Below are 25531 nucleotides of genomic sequence, written 5' to 3' on the forward strand. Positions count from 1 at the left end.
ATATACTGCCCGCGGGGATACAGGTCACCGTTGCGCCATGGGGAATCAGGCGCGAGGTGCCTTGCTCACGCTGCGACGGGGGTCGCGGCGTTCGATGACCGCGGCGTCAGCGGGGACTGGGGATTATGACGAACATGGCTTTGGGGACGATCCAACCGCGTCCTCGGTGGTCCCGTGGCGCGCGCGCAGCCGCAGTGGCTGCGATCACCGCACTCATCGCGGCGCTGTTCGTCGCGTTCGCTCCGACACCGTCGGCCGTGGCGGCCAGCCCGTGCGGCGCGAACGTCAACCCGATCGTCTGCGAGAACCAGAAGACGGGGACGGATCCCGAGATCTGGGATATCGACGGCGCAGGGGACGCGAGCATCCAGGGATTCGCAACCGACATCTCCGTCAACGCGGGTCAGAAGATCGACTTCAAGATCGACACGGACGCTTCCTCTTACACGATCGACATCTACCGCACGGGCTGGTATCAGGGCCTCGGCGCACGCTTCATCACCTCCGTTCCGGTCACCGCGACGCTGCCGCAGGATCAGCCCGAGTGCGTGTCGGAACTGAGCACGGGGCTCTACGACTGCGGTACCTGGCATGTCTCGGCGTCCTGGAACGTGCCGCCCACCGCTGTCTCGGGCGTCTACATCGCCAAGCTGACCCGCACCAACGGCGACGCGAGCCACATCACGTTCATCGTGCGCAACGACGGCAACACCTCGGACATCTTCTTCCAGACCTCCGACACCACTTGGCACGCCTACAACACTTACGGCGGCGCCAACTTCTACCAGGGCGGCGCCAACAACCGCGCCTACAAGCTGAGCTACAACCGCCCGTTCGTCACCCGCGACTCCACCGACATGAACTCGCCGTCGGGCGACACGCAGCGCGACTTCTATTTCGACTCCGAGTACCCGACCGTGCGCTTCCTCGAGCGCAACGGGTACGACGTCAGCTACACGACCGACATCGACACCGATCGCCGCGGCTCGGAGCTGCTCAACCACAAGGTGTTCCTCTCGGTCGGCCACGATGAGTACTGGTCGGGCGCGCAGCGCGCCAACATGGAGGCGGCGCGCGACGCCGGCGTGAACTTCCAGTTCCTGACCGGCAACGAAGGATACTGGCGCGTCCGGTGGGAGCCCTCCGCCGACGACTCCCACACCCCATACCGCACGTTGGTCACCTACAAGGAGACATGGGCGTACGGCAAGATCGACCCCGACACGCAGTGGACAGGAACCTGGCGCGACCCCCGCTACGCAACGTCGGCGCAGGGGGCGCACAGCCCAGAGAACGCGCTCGTCGGAACGATGTACATGGTCAACGACATCGACGCCTCGCTGACCGTCGGCGCCGAGGAGGGCAAACTCCGCGTCTGGCGCAACACCGGCCTGTCGAATCTGGCTTCGGGAACCACCGCCAGCCTCGGCGACGGCATCCTCGGCTACGAGACGAACGAAGACGTCGACAACGGTTTCCGCCCGGCGGGCCTGATCCGTATGTCCACGACGGTAGCGCCGACCACTCAGTACTTGCGCGACTACGGCAACGTGGTGGCCGCCGGCACCACCCGCCACCACATCACCCTGTACCGGGCGCCCAGCGGTGCGCTGGTCTTCTCGGCAGGCACCATCCGCTGGGGCTGGGGTCTCGACGACGTGCATGACGGTCGACAGAACACGTCGGACTCGCGCATCCAGCAGGCGACGGTGAACCTCCTCGCCGACATGGGGGCACAGCCCTCGACACTGATGTCCGACCTGTTCGCCGCCACCAAGAGCACGGACACCACCGCGCCCACGACCACGATCACCTCGCCGGCCGCCGGTCAGGCGATCGCCAACGGCACTGCGGTCACGGTGACCGGTACCGCATCGGACGCGGGCGGCCGCGTCGCCGGCGTCGAAGTCTCCACGGACGGAGGCGCGACCTGGCGCCGGGCCGAGGGGACGACGTCGTGGACCTTCTCCTACGTGCAGCAGGGCGACGGCGCCCAGACGATCAAGGCGCGGGCGATCGACGACAGTGCGAACTACTCGCCGACGGGGACCAGCCGATCGATCACGGTCGGTGGCCCCTACTCAGCGCTGGGGAACGCCACCCCCGCTGTCGCATCGACGGACGACAGCCAGGCTGTGGAACTCGGCTTGCGCTTCTCCACAGAGGTCGACGGCTATGCCAGCGGCGTCCGCTTCTACAAGGGAGCCGCGAACCTCGGCCAGCACGTCGGGTCGCTGTGGGACGCCTCCGGTTCGCGCTTGGCCACCGTCACCTTCCCGACGGAGTCGGCGACCGGCTGGCAGACCGCACAGTTCTCCTCGCCCGTGCCGATCATCGCGGGGCAGACCTACACGGTGTCGTACACCGCACCACAGGGCGGGTATGCATACCAGGAGCGCTACTGGCCCTACAACGCGCGACCCTCGTCGCCCGTCAAGGTGACTTCGGCGACAGGGGTGAACACCGCGGGCGTCTACGGGCAGCCGGGGCAGTTCCCGACGTCGACGTGGTCCGAGGCGAACTACTTCGTCGACGTGGAATTCACCAAGTCCGACACCTCGCCTCTGCGCATTCAGCTGCGCACCCCCGGCGCGGGGGCCGCCAGCGTTGCGCTCGACGCGCCGGTCACGGCGACCTTGACCCGGCCGGCGACGCCCGAATCGGTCGGGCTGACCATCAAGGACCCGTCCGGAACGACCGTGCCGGGAACGGTCACGTACGACGAGACCACCAGGGTGATCCGGTTCGTCCCGACCGCGCAGTACGCGCCGAGCACCGCATACACGGTCACCCCGGTGGCGCAGGATGCCGCGGGGGTGGGGCTGGCGCCGGACTCCGGGTGGACGTTCACGACACGTGCCGAGGGCCAGGGTGACGGGCAGTGCCCGTGCAGCCTGTTCGACGAAAGCCGGGTGCCCGCGATCCCGAGCGACTCCGACACCTCGTCGGTCACCCTCGGTGTCGGGTTCACGGTCGGCGTCCCCGGGAAGATCACCGCACTCAAGTTCTACAAGGGACCGGGCAACACCGGTGCCCACGTCGGCACCCTGTGGGACGACGCGGGAACCCCCCTGGCGACCGTGGACTTCGCGAACGAGTCAGCCTCCGGTTGGCAGAAGGCCAACCTGTCCACTCCGGTGACCGTGCAGCCGGGGGTGCGCTACGTGGTGTCGTATCGCGCCCCACAGGGCGGGTACTCCGCCACCCCTGCGGCATTCGCCCAGGAGTACTCGCGTGGGCCTCTCACTGTCGCGGCATCCGGTTCCGTCTTCACCTACTCGAACGGGTTCCCGACGCAGAGCTCGACCACGGACTACGGCGTGGACGTCGTCTTCCAGCCGCTGGGAGACAGCCCGGCACTGACGAGCGCGTCTCCGGCTGCGGGCGCCACCGGCGTGGCGGCGAACGCGCCGATCTCCGCGACGTTCAGCGGGGCGCTGCGCAGCGGCTACACGGGCAAGGTCACCGCCAACGGCAGCACGGTCGCGGGTTCCTGGACACTGTCGGGCGACAAGAAGACGCTGAACTTCACTCCCGCTGATCCGTACCCGTCCTGGGCGCAGGTATCCGTGACGATCACCGGCATCGTCTCCGAGTCGGGCGTCGCAGGCGCCGATGTCGGTTGGTCTTTCACGGCCGTCGGCTCGGCGACGATGTTCTCGCTCCTCGGTGCCGCGACGCCGACGCAGACCGAAGCCTCCGACACCGCGTCGGTGGAACTCGGGATGTCGTTCAAGACGTCGGTCGACGGCACGGCGACGGCCATCAGGTTCTACAAGTCGAGCGCGAACACCGGCACCCACGTGGGCTCCATATGGAATGCCGCCGGTGAGCGTCTGGCGCAGGCCACGTTCATCTCGGAGACGTCGAGCGGCTGGCAGCGCGTGGTGCTCCAGCAGCCGGTCGCGCTCACCGCCGGCGAAGTGTATACGGTGTCCTACCTCGCCCCGCGCGGCGGATACTCCTACACCAGCGGCTACTTCGCGGCACCCGTGTCGTCGGGTCCGCTCACGGCCGTCAGCCCCGCCAACGGTGTGTACCGCTATGGCGACGGGGCGGCGATGCCGACGGAGTCGTGGAACTCGACGAACTATTTCGTGGACCTCGAGTTCGTCGCCGCCTCACCGGGCGGGGAGACGCCTTTGACGGTGGAGTCCACGTCGCCGGCGGACGCGGCCACCGCAGTGGCCGTCGACGCCCCGATCGCGGCGACGCTCAACCGCGACCCGGGCGGCCAGACGGTCGGGCTGAGCCTCGTCGCCGGCGGCGCCGAGGTCGCGGGTGACGCCGACTACAACGAGGTGACGCGCACCGTGTCGTTCGTCCCCGACAGTCCGCTGACATATGCCACGGAGTACACGGCCACGGTGACGCTCGGCGGTCTGGCGTTGAAGTCCTGGACGTTCGAGTCGGTGGGACCGCCCGCATCCGGGGAGGTGCAGACCCTGTTCGCCAACGAGTCGCCGACCGTCGCGTCCGTGCCGGAGACAGACCCGGTCGAGCTCGGCACCGCGTTCACGGTGGCCCGAGCGGGCAATGTCATGGCTCTGCGCTACTACAAGGGGGAAGGCGCGACGGGGACGCACCGCGGAACGCTGTGGAGCTCGACCGGCCAAGAGCTTGCTCGCGTCACGTTCGAGAGCGAATCCGCTTCGGGCTGGCAGCGGGCTGCGCTGGACACACCCGTCCTCGTGAAGCCGGGCATCACCTACGTCGTCTCGTACTTCGCTCCCAATGGCGGCTACGGTCACACCAGCGGTTACTTCTCACAGCCTCGCGTCTCCGGCGACATCACCGGGCCGTCGATCGACAACGGGCGCTTCTTCTACGGTTCGAACGGCGGCTTCCCGACGTCCAGCTGGGGCGCCACGGCGTACTTCGCAGACGTCGAGATCGACTTCGGGCCTCCGCCGACCGTCGTGCCACCGTCGGACCCGAGCCTGTCGTCACGGACGCCGGGCGCGGGGGCCACCGGGGTCTCGACGACGACCGCGATCAATGCGACGGTCGCCCACGCGACCTCGGCCACGATCGCGCTGTCGACGGGCGGCAGCGCCGTCCCCGGCACGAGCAGCTTCGACGTCGCCACGGGAGTCGTGAGCTTTACCCCGACGGGGCCGCTCGAGCGGGGGAAGACCTACGCGGTCGCCGTCACGGCGGGCGGCCAGCCGGTCGCCGACGGCACGTGGTCCTTCTCGACGACGGCCGCCCCGTCGATCACGGCGCGGACGCCGGCTCCGTCGGCGACCAACGTCGACCCCGCCACGGCAACGCTGTCGGCCACGCTGGCCGATGCCACGGCGGCGTCTATGACGCTGACCAGCGGCGGCGCGGCGGTCTCCGGGACATCGAGCTTCGACCCGTCCACGCGCGTCGTGCGCTTCGTCCCCGCGGCAACGTTGCAATGGGGCAAGACGTACGCGCTTTCCGTGACGGCTGACGGTGCGGCGGTGGCGGATGGAGCCTGGTCGTTCTCGACGCTCCCGATCGCGACGCTGACCGCGACGACGCCGACGGCAGGCGCCGGGACCGTCGACCCTGCGACTGCGAAAGTGACGGCGACGTTGACCGGAGCAGTGAACGCCTCACTCTCGCTCAAACTCGGCGCGACGACGGTCGCGGGCACGTCCGCCTTCAACTCCGGGACCGGTGTGGTCACCTTCACGCCGACGACGCCACTGGACTGGACCAAGACGTACACCGCCACGGTCACCGCCAACGGCACCGCCGTGCCGGGCGGCACGTGGTCGTTCACCACCATGGCCAAGCAGGATCAGGTGAGCCTGTTCACGACGGGCACGCCGAGCAACGCGAACGCCACGGCGCTCCTCGGCTATCAGGTGGGAACACGCCTGCGCACGAGCGCACCGGGCGTGGTCACGACGATCCGCTATTACAAGGGAAGCCAGAACACCGGCTCTCACACCGGGTATCTGCGCAGCGCCACCGGGACGATCCTCGCGCAGGTGACCTTCCAGAACGAGACCTCCTCCGGGTGGCAGACTGCAGTGCTGTCCACACCCGTGCGGCTGACGGTGGGCACGGAGTATCGCGTGACGGTGTACAGCGGTTCGGGGCGGTACGCCGTGACGAGCAACGCATTGGCCTCTTCCGTGACAGCGGGCCCGTTGTCTACAGTCGCCAATGGGGGCGTTGCGGGATACGGAACATCCAGTCCGACCAGCACGAACAGCAACAAATACTGGGTCGATGTCGTCTTCGACCCCGACAACTGACCGCAACGAACGGATGAAGTGACGCCCGGTTCGGGGACCGGGATAGAAGGGGGAATTCCGTCGTGTCCACGCGACTGAACGCTGCCGTGATCGGCGCCGGCTATTGGGGCCCGAATCTGGCACGCAACTTCCGGGCATCGCCCGACTGGGACCTGGCCGCCATCTGCGACCTCGACATCGAGCGCGCACAGCGCGCGGCCGACAGCGTCGGCGGCGTGCCCGTGACGTCGAGTCTCGACGACGTGCTCGCAGACCCGGCGATCGACGCCGTCGCCATCGCCACACCGGCGCGGACGCACCACGCGATCGTCCTCGCCGCGCTCGATGCCGGAAAGCACGTCATCGTGGAGAAGCCTCTTGCCGACACCCGCGAGCGGGGCACCGAGATGGTGGAGCGGGCGCGCGAGAACGGCCTGGTGCTGATGGCCGACCACACCTACTGCTACACACCCGCCGTGCTGAAGATCAGGGAGCTCATCGAGGAGGGCGCGCTGGGCGACATCCTGTTCGTCGACAGCGTCCGGATCAACCTCGGTCTCATCCAGCCCGACGTCGACGTCTTCTGGGACCTCGCGCCGCACGACCTGTCGATCATGGACTTCATCTTGCCGGGGGGCCTGGATGTGGCCTCCGTCTCGGCGCACGGCTCCGACCCGCTGCGTACCGGGAAGGCCTGCATCGGCTACCTCGCCATGCCGCTGGCGGCGGGCGGGATCGCACACGTGCACGTCAACTGGCTCAGCCCGACGAAGATCAGGCAGATGGTCATCGGCGGGACCAAGCGGACGCTCGTTTGGGACGACCTCAACCCGCAGCAGCGCGTGAGCGTCTACGACCGCGGCGTGGACCTCGCGCTGCAGTCGAAGGAGACGGCCGACACGCGCGCCGCGAACATCTCCTACCGGCTCGGCGACACGTGGGCGCCCGCCCTGCCTGAGCGCGAAGCACTCGCGAACGTGGCGGGCGAGTTCGCATCGGCCATCCGCGAGGAGCGCGCCGCCCGCACCAGCGGAGAGTCCGGGCTCCGCGTGCTGTCGGTGCTCGAAGCCGCCTCCGCGAGCCTGAGCGCCTCCGGGTCGCCCAGCCCCGTCGAGTCCTACATCAAGGAAGTACAGGAAGCATGACCAACCTCGAAGGCGCCAGAATCCTCGTCACCGGCGGCGCCGGGACCATCGGATCCACCCTCGTCGACCAGCTGCTGGACGCAGGGGCGGCCCACATCGACGTGCTCGACAACCTCGTCCGTGGCCGCCGCGCCAACCTCGACGGGGCCCTCGCCAGCGGCCGGGTCCAGCTCGTCGACGGCGACATCCGCGACGCGAAGCTCGTGGACGATCTCACGGCCGGGAAGGACGTGGTCTTCCACCAGGCGGCCATCCGCATCACGCAGTGCGCGGAGGAGCCGCGCCTGGCGCTGGAGGTCCTCGTCGACGGCACCTTCAACGTCGTCGAGTCCGCCGCCCGGCACCGCGTGAAGAAGCTCATCGCGGCCTCCAGCGCGTCGGTGTACGGCATGGCGGAGGAGTTCCCGACGACCGAGCGTCACCACCACGAGAACAACGACACGCTGTACGGGGCGGCGAAGACCTTCAACGAGGGCCTGATCCGCAGCTTCCGTGCCATGCAGGGTCTGGATTACGTGCTGCTGCGGTACTTCAACGTGTACGGCCCGCGCATGGACGTGCACGGCCTGTACACCGAGGTGCTCGTCCGCTGGATGGAGCGGATCGCCGACGGGAAGCCTCCGCTCATCTTCGGTGACGGCCGGCAGACGATGGACTTCGTGTGCGTCCCCGACATCGCCCGCGCCAACGTCCTCGCCGCACAGAGCGACATCGTCGAGGGCACGTACAACATCGCCAGCGGCACCGAGACCAGCCTGCTCGAACTGGCCGAGGCGCTGCTGCGAGTCATGGGATCGGACCTCGGCGTCGAGCATGGTCCGGAGCGCGCCGTCAACGGCGTCGTCCGCCGGCTCGCCGACACCTCCGCCGCCAAGCGCGACCTCGGCTTCGAGGCGACCATCGGCCTCGACGAGGGCCTGCGCCAGCTCGTCGAGTGGTGGCGGCCGCTGCGCGAGGAGATCGCCGCCGGACGGGCGGTGAGCGTCGCATGAGCGGACGCATCAATGTGATGGTGCCGTGGCTGGGCCAGGAGGAAGCGGATGCGGTGGCCGAAGCCATCGCCAGCGGCTGGGTCGCTCAGGGACCGCGGGTCGCGCGCTTCGAGCAGGAGTTCGCGCAGGCCATGCAGGCCCGGTACGCCGTCGCGACGAGCAGCTGCACCACGGCCCTGCATCTGGCACTGATCGTGGCGGGCATCGGCCCCGGCGACGATGTCGTCGTGCCGTCGTTCTCGTTCATCGCCACGACGAACGCCGTCCGCTACGTCGGCGCGAACCCGGTCTTCGCCGACGTCGACCCGGTCACCGGCAACGTGACCGGCCACACCGTCGCCGAAGCGCTGACGCCCCAGACGCGGGCGGTCATCGCCGTCGACCAGGGCGGCGTGCCCGTCGACATCGACGACATCCGCTCCTTCACCGACCAGCTCAACATCGTCGTCATCGAGGATGCCGCGTGCGGCGCCGGCTCGACCTACAAGGGCCGTCCCGTGGGAGCCGGGGCCGAGATCGCTGCCTGGTCGTTCCACCCGCGGAAGCTCCTCACGACCGGCGAGGGCGGCATGATCACGACGTCGAACCCGGACTGGGCCGACCGGGCCCGTCATCTGCGTGAGCACGCCATGAGCGTCTCGGCCGCGGATCGCCACAACTCCGTGCTGCCGCCCGCCGAGGAGTACACCGAGGTCGGGTTCAACTTCCGGATGACCGACATGCAGGCCGCCGTCGGGCTCGTGCAGCTGGGGCGGCTGCCCGAGATCGTGGCACGTCGCCGCGAGATCGCCGCGCGCTATCAGGAGGCCATCGCGAGCATCGAGGGACTGCGCGCCGTGGTGGACCCGGAGTACGGCACGGGCAACTTCCAGTCGTTCTGGGTCGAGGTGGGTGAGGAGTACCCCACCGATCGCGACGGTCTGCTCGAAGCGCTCGCCCGCGCCGACATCTCGGCCCGGCGAGGCATCATGGCCTCCCACCGCCAGCCGCCCTATCGCGATCTCGTTCCCGAGGGTGGTCTTCCGGTCACCGAGCAGCTCAACGACAACACGCTGATCCTGCCCGTGTTCCACCAGCTCACGGCGGCAGACCAGGATCGCGTGATCACCGTTCTCCGTTCTCCGAGCGAGGCGGCGTAGTGGCGGACGGACTCCTGCTCGTCGGGGCGAGCGGCCTGGCGCGCGAAGTGCTCGCAGCGGGCATCACCGGCGTCGTCGGCATCCTCGACGATGACGCGCGACTGCACGGCACCCACATCGCCGGGATCCCCGTGGTCGGGGCCGTCGACGACGCGTCCGCGCGCACGGAGTCGCTGCTGGTCTGCGTCGGCCCCAGCCAGGCGCGCCGCGCGCTCGTCGCGCGGCTGGGTCGGCGGGGCGTCGGCGACGATCGCTACGCCACCTTCGTCGCACGGTCCGCCCGCATCGGCGCATCGAGCGACGTCGGGTTCGGCAGCATCCTGCTCGATGGAGTCGTCGTGACCGCGGACGCCTCGATCGGCCGGCACGTCGTGATCATGCCGAACTGCACCATCACGCACGACGACGTGCTGTCCGACTTCGCGACGCTCGCGGCCGGGGTGTCTCTCGGCGGGACGGTCCAGGTCGGTGAGGCGGCGTACCTCGGAATGAATGCGTCCGTGCGACAGGGGCTCGCGATAGGCTCCGAATCCACGGTAGGAATGGGGGCCGTCGTGCTGGAGCACGTCCCCGCGGAGGCGACGTGGGCCGGGGTGCCCGCTCGCGAGATCGGAGCACGAGCGTGAGCACCACGGTTCCCTTCCTCGACCTCGCGGCCCAGCAGGCCGAGATCGCCGACGAGGTCCTCCCCGTATGGCAGGAGCAGCTCGGCGCCGCCTCCTTCATCGGCGGCCCACAGGTCGAGGCGTTCGAGCGGGAGTACGCCGAGTACATCGGCGTCGACCACGTCGTCGGTGTCTCCAACGGCACCGACGCGCTGGAGCTGGCGTACCGGGCGATCGGGGTCGGTCCCGGTGACGAGATCATCATGCCCGCGAACACCTTCATCGCAACGGCCGAGGCGGCCTCCCGCATCGGCGCAGTGCCGGTGTTCGTCGACGTCGACGACGAGTACCTGCTGATCGATCCCGAGGCCATCGAAGCGGCGATCACGTCGCGCACTCGGGCGATCACCCCGGTGCACCTGTTCGGTCAGACCGCTCCCATGGAGCTGATCATGCCGATCGCTGCCAAGCACGGCCTGGACGTTGTGGAGGATGCCGCGCAGGCGCAGGGGGCGTCGGGCACAGCGGGACGCGCCGGGTCGCTCGGCCGTGTGGCGGCGACCAGCTTCTACCCGGGCAAGAACCTCGGCGCGGCCGGGGATGCCGGCGCGGTCATGACCGACGATGCCGACGCTGCCGCGCTCGTTCGAAAACTGGCCGCTCATGGCAGTTCGGTCAAGTACGTCCACGACCACATCGGCATGAACGCCCGGCTGGATGCCGTCCAGGCCACGGTGCTGCGCGCCAAGCTGCGCCGGCTCGACGGCTGGAACGAGGCACGTCGCGCGGTGGCCGCCCGCTACGCGGATCTCCTCGATGCGGTGCCGGGCGTGCGGGCTCCGAATACGCGCCCGGGAAACGAGGACGTGTGGCACCTGTACGTCGTTCGCGTCGACGAGCGCGACCGGGTGCTGTCGGAACTGACCGCGGCGGGGATCGGCGCCGGCATCCACTACCCCACGGCGGTGCACCTCACCGAGGCCTATGAAGGGCTCGGCTATCGCCGCGGGCAGTTCCCGGTGGCGGAGGCGGCGGCTCAGCGCATCCTCTCGCTGCCCATGTTCCCGCACCTCCTGAGCGACCAGCAGGAGCGGGTGGTCCGCGAACTGTCCACGTCGACGCGGGGCCATGACTGAACGCGCGGGAGCAGAGTCTGCAGACGCGGCTGCACGGCCGCGTCTGGCATTCTTCCGCCTGAACGACAACGATCTGCCGGAGTTCATCCGGGGTCATTTCGACGATCATGTCCGGTGTCTGGATCAGTTCTTCGACGTGACGGTCATCACCGAGAACTGCGACTACGACGAGGTGGTGGACCGTGTCCGCCCCGACGTGGCACTGTTCGAGTCCGGGGTGTATGCGCGGCCGGATCGCTCGATCACCCGCACCGATACTCATCCGCAGATCCCGAAGATCGGGCTTCTCGACGCCGACGCGTACTGCTTGACCCGCTCGGTCTTCCTCTCGGACATGGACGACTGGGGCGTGGAGACCTTCTTCACCATAGCGGCGTCGGCGACCGGGTACACCCCCGACATCGGCGATCGCACGTACGTGTGGCCGAACTTCGCCGACCGGTCGGTGTTCCACTCCTACCCGGAGGGCAAGACGCAGACGATCCTCCTCAGCGGCAGCCGCGCCACGAACTACCCGTGGCGTGTGAGAGTCGACCGTGTCCTCGCGGAGCGGTTCCCCGTACGCGCCCTGCCGCATGCGGGATGGTTCGGCCGGGATGCCGCGGCGGGGATGCCCAGCGGAGAGGCGTACGCGCGGTCGCTCAGCTCGGCCCTCATCGTGCCGACCTGCGGGACGATCGCCGACGAGCTGGTGCGCAAGCACTTCGAGATCCCTGCGGCCGGCGCGATCCTGCTCACCGAGCGGACGGATGCGGTCGAGGCGGCGGGATTCGTCGACATGGAGAACTGCATCTTCGCCGACACCGACGATGTCGTGGACAAGGTGGAGCAGGTGCTCGGCGACGAGGCGCTGCGTGAGCGGATCGCGCGGTCGGGCCAGGAGCTCGCGCACTCGCGGCACTCGATCGAGAACCGCTCGCAGATCCGCGAATGGTACGACCTGAGCCGTCAGGCGAAGAGCGGGGAGCGGGTGTTCCAACGCGACCTCTTCGGTCCTCTCGTGCTCGAGCGGGCGGACTCGCAGGCAGCGGTGAGCCCGGTCGCTCCGGCCGGCGTGGATCGCATCCTCGTGGCCTCCGGGCAGGAGCTGCTGCGCTCAGGGCGTCCGGAGCTGGCGCTGGACCAGTTCGCGCAGGTCCTCAACATGCACTTCGAGCCTGCCGCGGCGTACGGTGTCGCGCGCAGCTGGCTCATGCGCGGCGACCCGGCGCGCGCCCGGCGGATACTGGAGTACTCGACCGGGGTGGTTGTCCGCGCGCACGGGGCGTCCCAGCCGGATCCCGTCGAATGGGCGGCGCTCCTGCGTGCCGTGCTGTGCGAGGGGAAGCCGGGCGAGGCGCTCGAGCTCGCCGAGCGGCATCCCGGCATCCGTCATCCGGAGCTCGACCGTACGCGGTGGGTCGTTTCGCGACTGGCCGGCGTCCCGGTGAGCTTCGCCGATCGTCCCGTGCGCCGTTCGGTCCACGGCCGCTCCGAGCCGGCGTGGGAGGACTGGCGTGCGGAGTTCGGCCGAGAGCTCGAGGCAGCAGGGCAGCCGGAGCTCGCCACCCGCGTGGCCGGGCTCGCCGAACCGGGCGCCGCCGACCTCGCGCCCGGAGGCGCGGGTCAGAGCCGGCCGCGCTTGTCCGTCGTCGCCCGTCGCGGTGTGCGGCTCGGTCGCCGTGTTGCCGGTCGCATCGGTCGCGAATGGTCGCGCGTGCGCGGCACGACGGAACAGCCGGACCGCACCGCGATGTCGACGCTGCTGGGTGGGATGCCTGTGGATGTCGTCGTCGCACTGCTCGTCGACGACGCGGTCGCTTCACGCGCCGAATCAGCGGTGGTGAACGACGGCACGGACGCCGCGTTCGTGCGGGTCGGCCGCGCGACTCTCCCGGACGCCTCGGCCACCGAGGTGCCTCACGGCCTGCGCCACGGTGCGAACGAGCGCGTGCTCGCCGGCGTGTTGGGCTCGGGACGCGCGGTCGTCGTGACCAGTGCTGTCGGCGCCGCCTACCTCGAGCCGTCCCATCTGGACGACAGCCTCGTGCTGGTGCTCGTGGGCGAGACGGATGAGACCCGCATCGAGCAGCGCATCGGCGAAGGCGGACGCTGGCATCGTGCCCCCCGCGAGCTGGAGGAGCGACTCGGGCGCCTGTGGGACGGCGAGACCGTACGCGTGTGGGTGAATGACGCCGACGACCACGCGGGTGGATCGTGACGAGGGGGGAGGGGATGACCGAACAGGACCCGGGGCTGCGCGCGAAGGCGACCCGTGCCGCCGCGTGGAGCGGAATGAGCACGATCGTGCTGCGGTTGGGCAGCCTCCTCGTCGGCATCATCCTGGCGCGGATCCTCAGCCCGGAGCAGTTCGGCGTCTACGCGGTGGCGCTCACCGTCCAGTCCATCCTGATCACGGTCGCCGATCTCGGCCTGTCGGCCGACCTCATCCGCTCCGACAAGCCGGATCGGATCGCCCCCACGGTCGCAACCCTCGGCCTGGCGATGGGCACGACCATGACCGTGATCACGGTACTGTCCAGCGGCATGCTGGCCGATCTCCTGGGAAGCCCGGAGGCGGCACCCGCCATCGCCGTCCTCGCCTTCACGCTCGCGCTCGCGGGCGCGTCGGTGGTCCCGTACGCGATGTTGCAGCGCCGCTTCCAGCAGCGGGAGATGTTCGTGATCGGCGTCGCCGACTTCATCGTGTCGACCGTGGTGACACTGACCCTCATCGGCCTCGGTTTCGGGGTGCTGGGTCTGGCGATCGGCCGCGTGGCCGCACAGATCGTCTCCTCATCCCTGCAGTTCCTCCTCGCCCGTGTCAAGCCGCGCTATGGGATCGACCGCTCGATCGTCGGACCGGTTCTGGCCTTCGGCCTGCCCATCGCGGCCGCCAACATGCTGTCGTGGGGACTGCTCAACGTCGACAACATCGTCCTGGCACGTGTCGCCGGCGCCACGGCGCTCGGATACTACGTCTTGGCGTTCAACATCTCGAGCTGGCCGATGAGTGCGTTGGCCCAGGTCGTCCGATCGATCTCGCTGCCCTATTTCTCACGATCCACCGAGGGCGGGAGAGGTCTGGCCGCTCTCACCGCCGTCGCGTGGGCCGGGGCTCTTCCGGCGGGCGCCATCCTTGCGGCCCTGTCCGCTCCGGTGATCGAGGTCGTGTACGGCGCCAAGTGGCTGCCCGCCGCTCCGGTTCTGGCGGCGCTCGGGGTGTACGGCAGCCTGCGCGTCGTGTTCGACATCTTCGCCGGCTACCTCTATGCGCGGGGCCGATCGGGAGGGGTGCTCATCATCCAGATCGTGTGGCTCGTCGTCATCACGGTGGGCATGATCTTCGCGACGCACGCCTACGGCATCGTCGGCGCGGGATGGGTGCACGTCGTGGTCGCGGTCCTCGTGATCCTTCCCGCCTACGCCATCGCGTTGCGCGGCACCGGCGTTCGCATGGGCGAGTTCGTCCGCGCCGCCTGGTGGCCGACCCTGGCCACCGTGCCCGCGGTGCTCGCGGCATTGGGTGCGCGAGCACTGCTGCCCGGCGCGCTCCTGGAGCTCCTGGTCGGCGGATGCGCGGCCGTGCTCGTGTACGGCGCGCTGATGTGGCCGTGGCTGCGCACGCACATCCGTGCGATCCGGGCCGGACGCGTCAGCGCGATCGCGGAGGCATCCGATGAGTGAGTCCAGGTGGCTGCGATTCCAGGAGGACCACGCGCTCGATGGGCCGGTCCACCGGCTGCTCGCGTGGTCGTCGCCTCGCGCTCCGCGCCCGATCCGCTCGGGCAGGGCGCCGCGCACGACCCCGGTCGTGCGGGCGCGGGCATCCGTGATCATCCCCTGTTACAACTACGCACGGTTCCTCCCCGACGCCGTCCGCTCGGCGCTGGCGCAGGACGGCGTCGACGTCGAGGTGATCATCGTCGATGACCGGTCCACGGATGACAGCCGAGAGGTCGCGGCCGGACTGGCCGAGACTGATCCGCGGGTGCGCCTGTTGGTCAATCCGGTGAACTCCGGTCACGTTCGCTCCTTCAACACGGGCTGGGAGGCCTCGAGCGGCGACTTCGTCGTCAAGCTGGACGCCGACGATCTGCTGACGCCCGGCTCCCTGTCACGAGCGATCGCGCTCTTCGAGGCGAACCCGACAGTGGGGCTCGTCTACGGTCACCCCAGGCACTTCGCGACGAATGTGCCTCCGACGGGCCGGGTGGCCGCCGTCCGCTGGTCGGTGTGGGAGGGACGGGACTGGCTCGCCGAGCGGTGCCGACTGGGGGTCAGCGCCATCACCAACCCCGAGATGGTGATCCGCGCGACGTTCCTGAGGGAATCCGGGCCGATGGATACCGCGGTCGATTACGCACCCGACATGGAGATCTCGCTGCGGGCCGCCGCGGTGTCCGACATCGGCTATATCGGCGGCGCGGATCAGGCCCTCCACCGGGAGCACGCGGCCAGCATGAGCGAGACCGACGGGGCAGGAACGCTCGTGGATCTCGAGGCGCGCCGGCTCGCCTTCGAGCACGCGCTGGAGGCGCTGGCCGAGCCGGACCGCTCGCGACTGCGCGCGCTGGCCGGGCGCGGCCTCGCCGAGGACGCGCTGCGTTTCGCGTCGGCCGCAGCCGACCGCGGTCGCTCACGGGCCGCGACAGACGATCTGCTCCGGTACGCGCGGGATGTCAGCGCCGAGGTCGCGTCGTCGCGCGAGTATCGGCGTCTGCTCCGCGGGGCTGACGTTCCGCGCAGGCGGACACTAGCGGCGCTGGTCCGCCGCGTGCGGCGTCGGTGGCGGCAGGAGCGGTACCACGTGCGATGGATGGTGTCGGGTGTGTGAGAGCGGGGAACCGATGCGGGTGAGGGCGGCATGAGCGGGATCGACAGGGCTCTGGCCAAGGCTCGGCGCGCTTGGGGCGTCGGGCCGCGCGGTGTCGCGCAGCGCGTCGCCTGGCGCGCCTACAGCGCCAGCGGTGCCGCCGACCTCTTCTTTCAGCTGGACGCGGCCGACATCCTCACCGACATCCCCGCGTCGCTCCCCGAGCCGGCGACCAGACCGGCCGCCGGGACGCCACTGACCGTCGGCTGGGTGTCCACCGCGCCCGCGCCGGGATCCGGCGGTCACACCACGCTGTTCCGGATGGTCGCCGCGCTCGAGGCGCGAGGGCATCGGTGCGTCCTTTACTTCTACGACCGCCACGGCCTCGACGTGCCCGAACTGACCGCGACGGTGCGCGGCCACTGGCCCGAGCTGCGCGCGGAGGTCCGGGACGTCCGCGAGGGCATCGCGGGCGTGGACGCCGTCGTGGCCTCGGGATGGGAGTCGACGCACCTCATCACCAAGTACGCCCAGGAGCCGACGAGGCGTCTGTACTTCATGCAGGATTACGAGCCGTACTTCTACGGGCACGGGGCGGAGCACGAGTTCGCGGCGATGTCGTACCGGCTCCCGTTGCGCCGGATCGCACTGGGCGAGATGCTCGACGGCATGGTGTTCCGGGAGACCGGCCTCGCCAGCGACGTCGTGCCCTTCGGGTGCGACTCGGCCGTCTACAGTCCGCCCTCGCCGCCGCAGCCGAGGTCGGGGATCGTCTTCTACTGCCGACCCGACTATCCGCGACGCGGATACCAGCTCGCCAGCGTGGCGCTCGGCCTGTTCCACCGGTCGCACCCCGACCAGGAGATCCACATCTACGGCGCGCGCCCCCGCCAGGTCGACTTCCCGTTCACCTTCCACGGGCGGCTGTCGACCAGCGAGCTCAACAACCTGTACGGCGCCACGATCGCGGGGCTGGCGATGTCCTTCACGAACATCACGCTCGTGGCCGAGGAGATGCTCGCGGCCGGCAACATCCCCGTCGTAAACGACATGGACCTGGCGCGGGTGGTGCTGCCCAATCCGCATGTGCGCTGGGCCGCGCCGACCGCCGGCGCCCTGGCCGCCGCGCTGGGGGAGGCGGTCACCGCGACTGACATCGAGGCTCGCGCGGCCGCGGCTGCGGCATCCGTCGTCGGCCGCTCGTGGGAGCCGACCAAAGAGGCGGTCGTACGCGTCATCGAGGAAGAGGTCTACGGAGCATGACCCAACCGCATGTCCTGATCATCGTGCAGAACCTCCCCGTGCCGCTTGACCGGCGCGTGTGGCTGGAGTGCCAGGCGCTCGTCGCCCGCGGGTACCGGGTGAGCGTCATCTGTCCCAAGGGGCCGGGCGATCCGTCCCGCCAGCATCTGGACGGCGTCGACATCTACAAGTACGCACCCGCACCCGAGGCGGAGGGGCTCCTGGGGTTCGCGTGGGAGTTCGCGTACAGCTGGGTCCGCACCGCCTGGCTGTCGCTCGTGGCGTGGCGCCGCCGCCGATTCGACATCATCCAGGCCTGCAACCCGCCGGACACGTATTGGCTGCTTGCGCTGCTGTGGCGTCTGCGCGGTGTCAGCTTCGTCTTCGACCACCACGACCTGAACCCCGAGCTGTTCATCTCGCGTTTCGGCCGCCCCAGCGGACTGCTCAAGCGCCTCGAATACGGGGGCTTGAAATGGCTCGAGCGCAGGACATTCCGCGCCGCGGACCGCATCATCTCGACCAACGAGTCCTACAAGGCCGTCGCGGTTCGCCGCGGTGACCGGCGCCCGGGTCACGTCACTGTCGTGCGCAGCGGTCCCGACACCGAGCAGATGCGCCCGATCTACCCGGAGAACCCCCGGCCGGCCGACGCGATCGAGCTGGTGTACCTCGGGATCATGGGTCCGCAGGACGGGGTCGACCAGGTGCTGCTCGTCGTCGACGAGCTGGTCCGGCGGCGCGGGCGCTCGGAGGTCCGGGCGACGCTGCTCGGGTTCGGTGACTGCCTCGAGGACCTCCGCGCGCAGTCCGCGCAGCTGGGCCTCGAAGACCGCGTCACCTTCACCGGTCGAGTGGATCGTGTGCAGATCGCGGAGTACCTGAGCCGTGCCGACATCGGCCTGTCACCCGACCTCAAGACGCCGCTCAACGACCTCTCCACCATGAACAAGACAATGGAGTACATGTCGTACGGCCTGCCCGCGGTGTCGTTCGACCTCGTCGAGACGCGGGTTTCGGGGGCCGACACGGTTCTCTATGTGCCTTCGGGTGACATCGCCGCCTTCGCCGATGCCGTCGAGCGGCTTATGGACGATCCCGCGTTGCGGGCAGACCTCGGTCGCAAGGCCCGCGCGCGCGTCGCCACCGAGCTGGACTGGCGACCGCAGGCGGAGGCCTACGTGGCGGTGTTCGACGAGGTGTCAGGCTTCTCCCAGCCCGGTCCCGCCGTGCCTCCCGCGCGGGTGCGTCCCGACGTGGACGCGCAGGGACGACGCTACGTCGACCTGGACGATGCCGCCGAGTTCGACCGTTACCTCACCGAGAGGCGCGCTCCGTGATCCGGACCAGCTTCCACCACCTCCTGTCTGGCGCGGCCGAGCGGTCGCCCGCGTCGCCGGCGCTCACCTACAAAGGCCGGACCGTAGACTACGCCGCTGTGTGGGACGGCGCGCTGTCGGTGTCCGCCTTGCTCCTTCGCCTTGGGCTGAACCGCGGCGACCGCGTCGCGATCTACCTCGAGAAGCGCATCGAGACGGTGCTGGGGATGTTCGGCACCTCGGCGGCGGGCGGGATGTTCGTGCCCGTCAACCACGTGCTCAAGGCTCCCCAGGTCGGTCACATCCTGTCCGACAGCGGCGCCCGCTTCCTCGTCACCTCCTCCGACCGGCTCGCCCAGCTGTCGGATGCCCTGCCCGGCAGTGCCGTCGAGCACGTGATCGTCGTCGGCCCCGCGCCGCAGGAGCCATCGGGGGTGGCCGTCCACGCCTGGCCGGCTGAGCCTTCCGCCGAACCGCCCCTGCGACCCCACGCCGTCGTGGACGTCGATCCTGCGGCGATCCTGTACACGTCCGGCAGCACCGGCAAACCCAAGGGCGTGGTGCTCAGCCACCGCAACCTCATCGTCGGGGCGGAGAGCGTCAGCACGTACCTCGGCAACACGGCCGACGACGTGATCCTCAGCGTCCTCCCCCTCAGCTTCGACGCGGGGCTCAGTCAGGTCACGACGGCCTTCGCGGTCGGGGCGCACTGCGTGCTGATGAACTACCTGCTCCCGCGCGATGTCCCGAAGCTGTGCGCACAGTACGGCGTGACAGGGCTGACCTGCGTGCCGCCGCTGTGGATTCAACTCGCCGACGCGCCATGGCCGGCAGAGGCAGCAGCGCGCCTGCGCTACTTCGCCAACACCGGAGGACGGATGCCGCGGGCCACCCTCGACCGACTGCGCCGCATCTTCACCGGCGCCGACCCGTATCTGATGTACGGCTTGACAGAGGCGTTCCGGTCGACGTACCTCGACCCGGCGGAGGTCGACCGGCGGCCCGACTCCATCGGCAAGGCGATACCGAATGCGGAGATCCTGGTCCTGCGCCCGGATGGCACCCGATGCGAGCCGGGCGAGGAGGGAGAGCTCGTCCACCGTGGAGCGCTGGTCGGGCTGGGCTACTGGGGCGACCCGGTGCGTACCCGGGAGCGCTACAAGCCGATCGAGCGGCCGGAGGAGCAGTGGCGGACCCCGGAGCTGGCGGTCTGGTCGGGAGACACCGTCGTCGCCGATGAGGAAGGGTTCCTGTACTTCGTCGGGCGCAGCGACGACATGATCAAGACGTCCGGCTATCGTGTGAGTCCGACGGAGATCGAGGAGGCTGCGTACAGCACCGGCATGGTGCGGGATGCGGTCGCGGTCGGTGTGGCCGACGCCGCGCTCGGTCAGCGGATCGTGCTCGTTGCGACCGCGGCGGACGGCGCCCTCGACACGGTGGGACTCACGACCGCGCTGCGCCAGCGCCTGCCCCTGTACATGGTGCCCGCGCACGTCGAGGTGAGGGACGAGCTGCCTCGCTCTCCCAACGGCAAGTTCGACCGCAATCTCATCAAGGCGGAGGTGTCCGTATGAAGCCGGCTCAGCACGTCGAGGCCTTCGGGACCATCGAGGGCGAACTCCGGGTCGGGGGGCTGCCGTTGAGCAGGCTGGCCGCCCGCGTCGGCTCGACGCCGTTCTTCGCGTACGACCGCGGGCTGCTCGACGCGCGAGTGGATGGCTTGCGCGCTGCACTGCCGAGCCGCGTGGAGCTGAGCTTCGCGATGAAGGCGAACCCCATGTCGGCGGTGGTCCAGCACCTCGCCCGCCGCGTCGACCGGATCGACGTCGCGTCGGCGCTGGAGATGCAGGTGGCGCTGGATACCGAGATGCCGCCGGAGCGGATTAGCTTCGCCGGCCCGGGCAAGACCCCCGCCGAGATCCGACAGGCTGTCGCCGCCGGCGTCATCATCGAGATCGAGTCCACCACCGAGCTGCGGCGCGTCCTGACCGCCGGGGACGAGCTGGGCGTGGCTCCCCGCGTGGCCGTTCGCGTGAACCCCGATTTCGCCGTGAAGGGCTCGGGAATGCGGATGGGTGGTGGCCCGCAGCAATTCGGCATCGACGCGGAGCAGGTGCCGGCCATCATGCGGGAGTATTCCGGATCCGGCATGGATTTCCTCGGGTTCCATGTCTTCGCGGGCTCTCAGAACCTCAACGCCGAGATCATCTCAGAGGCGCAGCGCCGCACGGTCGATCTCGTCTCGGAGCTGGCGGAGAGCCTGGACCGCCCGCTGCGGTACCTCAACCTCGGCGGCGGGTTCGGCATCCCGTACACCGAACGTGATCAGCCGCTCGATCTGGACGCGGTCGCCGCCGAGCTCCATGCACTGGTCGACGGGGTCATCGCCGATCGCTTCCCGGAGGCCGCCCCCGTCATCGAGCTCGGGCGCTACCTGGTGGGTGAGGCTGGCGTCTACGTCACGCGCGTCGTCGACCGCAAGGTGAGCCGGGGAAAGACGTTTCTCGTCGTCGACGGCGGCATGCATCACCAACTGGCCGCCTCCGGCAACTTCGGGCAGGCGATCCGCCGCAATTACCCGCTCGTGGTCGGCAACCGGGCCGATGCCGCCGGCGACGAAGGCGTGAACGTCGTGGGATGTCTCTGCACGCCGCTGGACCTGCTTGGCGACGACGTGACCCTGCCACCCGCCGATATCGACGACCTGATCGTGATCTTCCAAGCCGGCGCCTACGGGCTCACGGCCAGTCCCACCGCCTTCCTCGGGCACCCCGCCCCCGCCGAAGTCCTCGTCTGAACCAGAAGGAGCACCCATGACCGCCACGATCGACGCCGTCCGCGACGTCCTCATCGAAACCCTCGAGCTGCAGCAGTCGCCGGGCGAGCTCACGGAGGACACCGCCCTGTTCGGCGCCCTTCCGGAGCTGGACTCGTTCGGTGTGGTCGCGCTGGTCGGCGCGCTCGAGGACCGCTTCGACATCACGATCGACGACGACGAGTTCGGCGCCGAGCTGTTCGAGACAGTCGGCACTCTCACCGAATACGTCGACTCGAAGATCGCCGCCTGAGTTCCGATGCTCGCGTCAGCGCTGTTGCCGGGCCTGCTGGCCACGACGGGGGACGAACCGCTCTCGCTGACTCTCCCCCGCGACGCGGCGACGGTGGTGTGCGGCCCCGTGACGATGCGCTATTGGGGATTGCGGCCGCTCACCGATGACGCTTCCTCACCGACGCTCCTGATATCCCGTTCCGCCCGGAGCGCCGAGGGGCGGCTCTCTCCATCCGAGATCGTTCGCAGACTGAGCCAGGATGCCGGATCCCTTGTCGATCTGCTTCCCCCTTTCGGCGCCGCCCAGGGGTCGTCGAGCGGAGTGCGCGCGGTCGCGGATTCGATGGGCTTCCAGCACGTCTTCCACTCCGAGCCGTCGGAAGGATCCTTGGCGCTCGTCACGACTTCCGCGCTCGCCGGCGCACGCGCGCTCGGTGCGGACCTCGAACCCCTGTCGGTGGGGATCCAGTCGTTGCTGGGCTGGCAGCTGGCCGACCGCACACTCTTCCAGGGCGTCCGCAAGCTTCGTCCGGGAGCTTCGGTCGAGCTCGGCGCGGGGGGACTGACAATCTCCGGCGGCGACTCCGAGAGGCGGGATCCCATCGACGCCGCTGGCGCCGTCCGTCAGGCGGCAGCCCTGTTGCGCGTCTCCCTCGCCTCCGTCCTCGACGACTATCCCGATGCCGTCCTCCAGCTGACAGGCGGCATGGACTCGCGCCTGCTGCTCAGCGCCATTCCCCTCGAGCGGCGGCGCGGGCTGCGGGCGATGACGCTCGATGTGCCCGGCAAGGGTGACGTCGCCATCGCCCGGATGATCTCGGAGCGCTACGGGATCAACCACGAAGTCCGCGGGCTCACCGACGTCTCGCGCATCGATCCCGCGGAAGCGTGGGATCTGTGTCGGGCTGAAGCCACGCGTCTGGACGCGATGGCGGATCCGGTTGCGCTGGCCGCGCAGCGGATCGCCGAGCGGGCTTTCGACCAGGGAGTGCGGATCTCGGGGCTCGGCGGCGAGGTCGCGCGCGGCTTCTACTACGTCGGGCGGGTGGGCGACCGCTCGTTCGACCGCAACGATTCCGCGCGGCTGGCGGCGTGGCGCATGTTCGTCAACGACGCCGTGGAGCCAGGCCTTCTGCGCAGCGAGTTCGCGATGTGGGCACGGGACGCCGCGTCATCGGAGGTGCACGCCGCGCTGGTCGCCGGCGGGGACGAGTGGTTCCGAGCGACCGACGAACTCTACCTACGGCACCGGATGCAGCGTTGGGCCGGTGCCACCGACACCGCTGTGAGCAACGAGCGGATCGTCATCAATCCGATGCTCGACCACACCTTCCTGGATCTCGCGCGTCGGGTGGCGCCGGAGGACAAGGCGAACTCGCGCTTCCTCGGCGCCCTCCAGATGGCGCTCGATCCCGAGCTCGGCGCGATGCCCCTTGACGGCCGCCCGGCCCCGGCCGCCTACGCCCGACCGTCACGGTGGGCGCCGGCCAAGGATGCTCTCAGCACCGGCCGGCGTTTCGCCAGGAAGGCGATACAGCGTCTGCAGCGGGGGAATCGTCCGCCCGCGGGCGGCACCGTGCTGGCGGCGAAGGTCGTCGAACACTGGCGCGCGCACCCGCAGGAGCTGCGGGGCCTGGAGCGGCTGGACTTCATCGATGCCGACTGGGTCGCACGGATGCTGGACGCCACCCTCGAGCCGCGCCCGAGCAGCGTCGCGTTCCTGACCAACCTCATCGTCGCGACCGAGGACGCGGACTGACGCTCAGGCGCTCGGCGCGCCCAGCTCCTCGTAGATCCGGTCCATCCGGTCCAGGCGCTCCGACCAGAGGTGCGTCGTCTCCACCCGCCGACGGCCCGCCTCGCCCATCCGTGCGCGAAGCGAAGGATCCTCCACGAGCGCGCGGACCGCCGCGGCGCAGTCCGCCGCGAGCTGCGTCGGCGTCTGCGCCTCGAGCAGGAACGCGCATGACTCGTCGACGTTGGCGCCGGGCCCACCGCGACGGCAGACCACGACCGGAAGCCCCCAAGACATCGCCTCGAGGCTGACGTTGCCTCCCGGTTCGCGGTAGCTCGGGAAGACGAACACGTCGGCCGCCCGGTAGTACTCGTCGACGACGTGCCGCGGGACCGAGCCGTGGAGGGTGATCCGGTCGCCCAACCCGAGCTCGGCGATGAGCTGTTCGCACGCCTCGCGGTCGTTGCCGTCGCCGAGCACGTCGAGCACGACGTCGAGGTCGCGCAGGGCATCCATCGCGCGGATGACATCGCGGAGACCCTTGGTGCGGACGATTCGTCCGACATGGAGCAGTCGTACCGGACCGGTCCGCCCGCTGCGCGAGACGGGCGGGTGGACCTCCTGCACGGCGGTCTCGCTCATGATCTCGAAGCGCTGGAGGTCCAGTTCCCCGAGAAAGTCCCGGACATAGTCGGCGACCCCCACCACGCAGTCCGCGCGCTCATAGGTGGCGCGAAGAAGCGGGTCGTGCTTGATGCGCCAGCCGTCGAGCGCTCGCAGCCTCTGGTACCAGGGCGTCGCTCCCTCCTCCGGGACGAATGCGGGCGGTGAGTCGAGGCTGCCACCCACTGGGCCGATGACGAACGGAATACCCAGTCCGACAGCGGGCGAGGGATACCTCATCCCGACGGGGACCACTTGGTGGGCCACGTCAAAGCGCTCGCCCGCGGAGAGGTGCGCTCGGATCCATCGTCGTGCGCGCCGGTAGAAGGGGAGGTACCCTGGCTGCATCAGGCTGTTCAGCCGCTCGAGCCTTCCCACCCCGGGTGGTTCCTGCCACTCGATCACACGCGCGGTCGGCAGCTGCTGCGTCATCGGCGTGTGCCCGCGCTTGTACGTCGTGAGCAGCGTCAGCTCATGACGCTCCGCGAGCCGCGCGGCCCATTGGGCTGCGACCCACGCCTCGCCGACATCCTCCCCGTCGCATGCCGGGGCGACCATGAGGACTTTCTTCATGGGATCGAGGTCTCCTCGGTCAGCGGGGCAGGATGCTGTCGTTGGCGTTGAGCGCCGGGGGACGGAGGGACGGGCGCACCAGGGCGCGCACCGTCGGCCAAGACTTGTCGTGGCCGAGCACCGCACGACGAATCTCGCTGAGCACCGTCATGCCGTAGTACGCGTAGGCGGGAAGGGTCCCCCTCCTGCGGCGGTACAGGCGGATGCGGTTGAGCTGCTTCATGGTGTGCGTGGTTGCGCTCTCGCCGGAGCCTCCGCCGACGTGCATCGCTCCGGCAGCGGGGGTGTAGACGGTCGCCCATCCGGCATCCTTCGCACGCAGGCTGAAGTCGGTCTCCTCGGAGTAGAGGAAGTAGCTCTCGTCCATTCCGTGGAGACGCTCGTAGCACTCGTTGTCGATCAGAAGGATGGCCCCGACGGCCCACTCCACTTCGTGCTCGGATTCGTACGCCGACGGCTCTTCAATGCGCTCCGTGAAGATCGGCCACCCGGTGAAGCTCAGTCCGCCGACACGGCCCATGGTGGGACCTCTGCGCAGCGTCGGAGACAGGCTGCCGTCGGCCTCCCGCACCCGCGGTGCGACGATGCCCACGCCCGGCTTGCGGAGCACCTCTCGCATGGCGGGCACCGCGCCCGGGTCGAGCGTGGCATCCGGATTGAGGATGAGGATGGCGTCGGCGGGCTCCGAGGCGCGCACTGCGCGGTTCATGCCGGCGGCGTACCCGTCGTTGGTGGAGCGGACAGTCAGGCAGTCCGTGCGCTGGTCGAGGATCTCCAGGGTGGAGTCGGAGGATCCGTTGTCGACGACCACGACCGAGTAGGTCAGGCCGCCCATGGCGGCGGGGATGCTGTCGAGGAGTTCGACGATGTGGTCAGCGCTGTTGTAGGTGACGACCACCGCTGCGACGTCTACGGACACG

General features: G+C 69.5%; 17 protein-coding genes. 15 read left to right on the forward strand and 2 right to left on the reverse strand.

Annotated elements, in window-relative coordinates; translation table 11 throughout:
• Nucleotides 1-194: 194 nt before the first annotated feature.
• From C9992_RS13990 to C9992_RS14060, 15 genes are all read left to right on the forward strand, one after another.
• Nucleotides 195-6236, forward strand: a complete 6042-nt coding sequence (locus tag C9992_RS13990; RefSeq protein ID WP_160150893.1) for a DUF4082 domain-containing protein — start codon at nucleotides 195-197, stop codon at nucleotides 6234-6236.
• A 62-nt stretch (nucleotides 6237-6298) separates the two neighbouring features.
• The gene (locus C9992_RS13995; protein WP_106816261.1) at nucleotides 6299-7360 is read left to right on the forward strand and encodes a Gfo/Idh/MocA family protein; all 1062 of its coding nucleotides are present in this window, start codon (nucleotides 6299-6301) and stop codon (nucleotides 7358-7360) included.
• Nucleotides 7357-8352, forward strand: coding sequence for an NAD-dependent epimerase/dehydratase family protein (locus C9992_RS14000; protein ID WP_106816262.1), 996 nt, complete (start codon nucleotides 7357-7359; stop codon nucleotides 8350-8352). The genes C9992_RS13995 and C9992_RS14000 overlap by 4 nt, the downstream gene beginning before the upstream one ends.
• A complete protein-coding gene (locus C9992_RS14005; protein WP_235008244.1) occupies nucleotides 8349-9491 on the forward strand; it encodes a DegT/DnrJ/EryC1/StrS family aminotransferase in 1143 nt (380 codons plus the stop codon). The genes C9992_RS14000 and C9992_RS14005 overlap by 4 nt, the downstream gene beginning before the upstream one ends.
• Entirely contained in the window at nucleotides 9491-10117 is a 627-nt protein-coding gene (locus tag C9992_RS14010) for a NeuD/PglB/VioB family sugar acetyltransferase (protein WP_106816263.1), read from the forward strand. The genes C9992_RS14005 and C9992_RS14010 overlap by 1 nt, the downstream gene beginning before the upstream one ends.
• A complete protein-coding gene (locus C9992_RS14015; RefSeq protein ID WP_106816264.1) occupies nucleotides 10114-11232 on the forward strand; it encodes a DegT/DnrJ/EryC1/StrS family aminotransferase in 1119 nt (372 codons plus the stop codon). Before C9992_RS14010 ends, C9992_RS14015 begins: the two co-directional genes overlap by 4 nt.
• Entirely contained in the window at nucleotides 11225-13432 is a 2208-nt protein-coding gene (locus C9992_RS14020) for a glycosyltransferase (protein WP_106816265.1), read from the forward strand. The genes C9992_RS14015 and C9992_RS14020 overlap by 8 nt, the downstream gene beginning before the upstream one ends.
• Before the next feature lie 14 nt (nucleotides 13433-13446).
• Nucleotides 13447-14898, forward strand: coding sequence for a lipopolysaccharide biosynthesis protein (locus C9992_RS14025; RefSeq protein WP_106816266.1), 1452 nt, complete (start codon nucleotides 13447-13449; stop codon nucleotides 14896-14898).
• Complete coding sequence (locus C9992_RS14030) at nucleotides 14891-16048, forward strand: glycosyltransferase family 2 protein (RefSeq protein WP_106816267.1); 1158 nt, start codon at nucleotides 14891-14893, stop codon at nucleotides 16046-16048. The genes C9992_RS14025 and C9992_RS14030 overlap by 8 nt, the downstream gene beginning before the upstream one ends.
• Before the next feature lie 30 nt (nucleotides 16049-16078).
• A complete protein-coding gene (locus C9992_RS14035) occupies nucleotides 16079-17290 on the forward strand; it encodes a rhamnosyltransferase WsaF family glycosyltransferase (RefSeq protein ID WP_106816268.1) in 1212 nt (403 codons plus the stop codon).
• Nucleotides 17287-18609 (forward strand): glycosyltransferase family 4 protein, encoded by a 1323-nt coding sequence (locus C9992_RS14040; RefSeq protein ID WP_106816269.1) that lies wholly within the window; start codon nucleotides 17287-17289, stop codon nucleotides 18607-18609. The genes C9992_RS14035 and C9992_RS14040 overlap by 4 nt, the downstream gene beginning before the upstream one ends.
• Entirely contained in the window at nucleotides 18606-20165 is a 1560-nt protein-coding gene (locus C9992_RS14045; protein WP_200826345.1) for an acyl-CoA ligase (AMP-forming), exosortase A system-associated, read from the forward strand. Before C9992_RS14040 ends, C9992_RS14045 begins: the two co-directional genes overlap by 4 nt.
• Complete coding sequence (locus C9992_RS14050) at nucleotides 20162-21388, forward strand: pyridoxal-dependent decarboxylase, exosortase A system-associated (protein WP_106816270.1); 1227 nt, start codon at nucleotides 20162-20164, stop codon at nucleotides 21386-21388. Before C9992_RS14045 ends, C9992_RS14050 begins: the two co-directional genes overlap by 4 nt.
• 16 nt (nucleotides 21389-21404) lie before the next feature.
• The gene (locus tag C9992_RS14055; RefSeq protein WP_106816271.1) at nucleotides 21405-21659 is read left to right on the forward strand and encodes an acyl carrier protein; all 255 of its coding nucleotides are present in this window, start codon (nucleotides 21405-21407) and stop codon (nucleotides 21657-21659) included.
• A 6-nt stretch (nucleotides 21660-21665) separates the two neighbouring features.
• Nucleotides 21666-23399 carry an asparagine synthase-related protein gene (locus tag C9992_RS14060; RefSeq protein WP_106816272.1) on the forward strand — a complete coding sequence of 578 codons (1734 nt, stop codon included), beginning with the start codon at nucleotides 21666-21668 and terminating at the stop codon, nucleotides 23397-23399.
• Nucleotides 23400-23402: 3 nt separating this feature from the next.
• Here C9992_RS14060 and C9992_RS14065 read toward each other — a convergent pair whose 3' ends face one another.
• Both C9992_RS14065 and C9992_RS14070 read right to left on the reverse strand, forming a co-directional pair.
• Nucleotides 23403-24611 carry a glycosyltransferase family 4 protein gene (locus tag C9992_RS14065; protein ID WP_106816273.1) on the reverse strand — a complete coding sequence of 403 codons (1209 nt, stop codon included), beginning with the start codon at nucleotides 24609-24611 and terminating at the stop codon, nucleotides 23403-23405.
• 19 nt (nucleotides 24612-24630) lie between these two features.
• On the reverse strand, nucleotides 24631-25530 hold the full coding sequence (locus tag C9992_RS14070) for a glycosyltransferase family 2 protein (RefSeq protein WP_106816274.1): 900 nt from the start codon (nucleotides 25528-25530) through the stop codon (nucleotides 24631-24633).
• Nucleotide 25531 lies beyond the last annotated feature (1 nt).

This window comes from Microbacterium timonense (genome assembly GCF_900292075.1).
Classification (GTDB): domain Bacteria; phylum Actinomycetota; class Actinomycetes; order Actinomycetales; family Microbacteriaceae; genus Microbacterium; species Microbacterium timonense.